Below are 3,635 nucleotides of genomic sequence, written 5' to 3' on the forward strand. Positions count from 1 at the left end.
CATGGTCACTGCGGCGACATCCCGCCAGCAGAGTACGAGAAGACGTTCTACGCTACTGAGCAGGGTGAGCAGGCCTTGGTTGAAATCAAATAGCCAGAGCCTCCATCAGACCCAGGGCGATTCACAAGTTGGCCTGGGGGTCGAAGTCAAGCAAGAGAACCCGGTAGCCGCCGGCAGCGAGTAAGCCTCCGGTGTTCGCGCAGAGTGAGGTCTTGCCCACTCCCCCTTTGCCGTTGAAGAATCCGAAGCAGGCAGGCAGTTGCTGATGAGTGGGTGTCGTTGGAACGGCATCTACAGACATGGTGGTTCTCCCAATGGACGTTGGTTTCTGACGAGTGGTCTGTAAGGAAAGTTAGCAGGGGTCCTGGACAACTCGCGGTATGCCACGCGTGTGGGGCCGTATGTGTTCAGGCATGTGGGTCGGCAAGCGGCGCCGCGTGTAATGCCGCGTGTTTGCATGCCGATGTAATCGCAGGTGAACACGTATGTGAACACGTATGTGAACACGTATGTGAACACGTATGTAAACACGCGTGAGTCGCTGCAGGGAATCACGCGTGAAGAAATGCGGATAATGATGCGTGAACACACGCGGATGAAATGGCGTGTAAAGAAACGTGGTCTTCTGCGTGTTGGACTGCCTGGGGTGATACGGGAGATGAAACGTGGTTCTATGCGTGAGACTCCGCATGATCAGGTGCGGAGTGCACAGCGGTTTGATGTGCGGGTGTACATCCGTGATGTTTTGCGTGACCGCTCGCAGGATGATGTGCGTGCAGAAGGATGGGCTTGCGTGCGGGGTGGTACTAAGGGTTCTCGTACGGCATGTGGTGCGGGTCTACATGCTGTGCCACAGGTGGAATCAGTTGCCAATTGGCGTACGGATCCGCCTGCTTGTAGGCGAGGGTGACCGGGTGCGTGATCAGAATTCTAGAGCCCCGGACTCACTACTCACTCTGCGTGATTCAACATGGCTTGCTTTGCGTGAAGGTGTGCGTGAAATAGCCGTTTAGCTGTACTGATGTGGGGTTCGTCGTGGATCGCCGATGGCGCCACGCTGTGCACGCTGTGCCTTGATGCGATGTCCGAGGCCGGCGACGGTGCGGACATCTGCGGCCTGAGCGATGGCGTCAGCCCGGCGAAATCCGTCGAGTTCGACGGCTAGATCGACCAAAGTGTCTTCGAGGATGTCCTCGGCAGCCGCATATAGGTCCCAGAGCTGCTTGAGCTCCCACGCGCGGATCAGGGGATTAGAGAAATAGAGCCCGTCGACGATCTTTTGCACCCGGGCTACCTGGGGATTTGTGCGTTCGTGCGCCTGCGACCAGATCGAAAAGTGGGAACTCGCCGAGCAGGTGACCACAGTCGTGTCCAGTTCGCGAGCAACTGCGGACCAGGATGTGGTCGTTTCGAGGCCTCTGCGCGCATGTCTGGCGGCCTCGCCGAATGCCCGTTGGCACACTGTGGCGTATGCGGCGGCTGAACGTCGCGCTTGGCTTAGTTCGCGCAGTTCAGACAGGGTGGTGAAGCTTTGGCGTCCGCGAGTGAACTCGGTCGCAGCCAACAGGGCGTCGCTGCTCGTCCATTGAAATCGAGACTGCCTGTATTGGTCGCGGTGCCAGCGGAGATCGTCGATCCATGCCGAGTTGAGCTTGAGGCCCATCTCGCTGCCAGGAACGGTCATAGAACAATGATGACACCACACCGGTGGTGTGTCATCAGTAGTACTAGTTGCGTCCCGACAAATCATGCTTATCGCCTTGTTTGGAACTTGAAGGCATTCCAACGGTCGCATGCCAGTCATACCGACATACCAGCCAAGCGGCTTCGCAAACATTGCCACTCACTTTCAAAGGCGTCCCAGAAGCGTCCCAATGTCGCATAATGTGCCAGTCGAATTGGATTTGATGTGAGGTTGGGACGCTTGTGGGACGCCATGCATATGGTCGTGTGATGGAATCGAGCTTGCCACTTCCGCATATGTAGGCAATTAGGCGCTTACGTCTTGGTCGTATCGAAATGATCCGATAGGTTTCTCTAACGGCTGTGGATATGACTTGGGTGCAAGATTCGCGGGTCTTGGGTGAGGTGTCTCGTCGCACCCGAGCTGTCCAGGGAGGGCTGTATAACTCTCAGCAAGATCACTTTAGGTTTTGAGCGAGCGTGTCTCGTTCCCTGTTCAGTATCGGAGATTGACGTGAGTAGCACGCATAACCAAGGCCCGTCTCAGTCGGCTGGCGGGCACCGACCACTCGCCGGGACCTTCCGTTCGGCCGCGGCCCGATCGGTCGAGAGCATCGCTTCCGCGTACATCGAGGGTGACAACGACGAAATTGAACAAGGGTCGGAAGTACCCGCGCATGTGGATCGCCCCGCCGAGACTGAACCTGCTGGAAGCCAACAAGATCGGGAGTCAATCGACCGTTCCTCTGACCTGGATGGGGGAGGGAAGTCGTCAAGTGTTCGGGTGCCGGCAAGGTGCCATGCGAAGCTCGAGGAGATGCGGGCGAGCACGGGGATGACGAACGGTCAGATTTTCATCGTCGCGATCGAGGAGACTCATGATCGACTGCCGGAACTGCTCTACCCTGGCGGTCGAATCGGTGGGGGATTATTCGCAGCCCGCGGCATTCGCGCCAAAACGTCACGTGACGATAGTGAGACGCAGGTAACTTACCGACTATTTCATGCCGACTTCGACGTGATTGACCACCTTGTGGCGGAACTGGGCGCAAAATCCCGCTCGCATCTGATCGCGGCGGCGCTGACCGGATATTTCTTCAAAGACGACGAGCCCGCAATATGACGAGGGGAGCGACGAGGGCGCCTTCAGCGCTTCTTGTTTGCGAGTACCCAAAGGAAAAGAACAAGCACGGGGGAGAAGGCGACAGGGACGGCGAGTACCCAATGCGTCACTGTCCCTGTCTCCACCTCCCTGTTGATCCAAGTCAGTAGAAGGGCTGCGACGAGCCACAGGAACGCGACGTGGCGCCAGCGCAACCGCCGCAAGAACAGGTTCAGTCCCACAGGCAGTTTCAGTCTCGACATTCGGTTTGGCATAGCTGGCTCAATTCAGTTGGATATCGACCATGCGGAGTCGGTCGCTGGCAGAAAAGTAGGCAAGCGCGTCAAAGCACGCTGCCGCCGCTTCAGCCATTTGGACGGCCCTTCCGCGCGCCCGTACAGAAACACCCCATAGATTGCAGGTCTGTTCAGTGGTGGGCATATGGGTAGGTGGGATTCCCAATGCGCCGGCTGTCAGCTGCCGTGTATCAGAGTTCTGGTGCCATTTTGGGAACAGATCCAGTTGTGAGAACAGGTGCCTGAGTAGCCCTGTGTGTTCCTCCGGATGGAAGCCGCCCGCGATATGTCCCTCAATGCTGCGGGCCAGCGTTGCGAGCGGGAGGGCCGCCGCGTCGTCGACCAAGGCGCCTCCACTGGCCAGCGAGATCTCCCACGATCGCCCGCTGCCTGTGTCTATTGCCGCAATTTCCCGTACCGGGCGCTCGCCTGTCGACGGCCATCGTAAGCTCCCCACTGGCGGCCATTTATGGCGCATTTTGTGGCCATGGTTTCTCCCCGCGTACGGCCAGATAGTTCCCCACCTGCTGTGAGTCAGATTCGGTCCCGGCAAC

At 58.1% G+C, this 3,635-nt stretch carries 3 protein-coding genes; 1 reads left to right on the forward strand and 2 read right to left on the reverse strand.

All coding sequences use genetic code 11. The annotated features are described in order from the left end of the window. Positions 1 to 121: 121 nt before the first annotated feature. A complete protein-coding gene (locus tag ATN37_RS00270) occupies positions 122 to 301 on the reverse strand; it encodes a ParA family protein (RefSeq protein WP_374103503.1) in 180 nt (59 codons plus the stop codon). Between the two features lie 708 nt (positions 302 to 1,009). Further along, positions 1,010 to 1,684: a hypothetical protein gene (locus ATN37_RS00275; protein WP_003942436.1), complete on the reverse strand. Its 675-nt coding sequence runs from the start codon at positions 1,682 to 1,684 to the stop codon at positions 1,010 to 1,012. A gap of 816 nt (positions 1,685 to 2,500) precedes the next feature. Here ATN37_RS00275 and ATN37_RS00280 point away from each other — a divergent pair. Next, complete coding sequence (locus ATN37_RS00280; protein ID WP_256933067.1) at positions 2,501 to 2,806, forward strand: hypothetical protein; 306 nt, start codon at positions 2,501 to 2,503, stop codon at positions 2,804 to 2,806. Positions 2,807 to 3,635 lie beyond the last annotated feature (829 nt).

Source organism: Rhodococcus sp. MH15 (genome assembly GCF_019266045.1).
GTDB lineage: Bacteria > Actinomycetota > Actinomycetes > Mycobacteriales > Mycobacteriaceae > Rhodococcus_F > Rhodococcus_F qingshengii.

Excerpts from the sequence above, each read along its gene's own strand:
- ATN37_RS00270 (WP_374103503.1), bottom strand. The coding sequence starts at position 301 with ATGTCTGTAGATGCCGTTCCAACGACACCCACTCATCAGCAACTGCCT.
- ATN37_RS00275 (WP_003942436.1), bottom strand. The coding sequence starts at position 1,684 with ATGACCGTTCCTGGCAGCGAGATGGGCCTCAAGCTCAACTCGGCATGG.
- ATN37_RS00280 (WP_256933067.1), top strand. The coding sequence starts at position 2,501 with ATGCGGGCGAGCACGGGGATGACGAACGGTCAGATTTTCATCGTCGCG.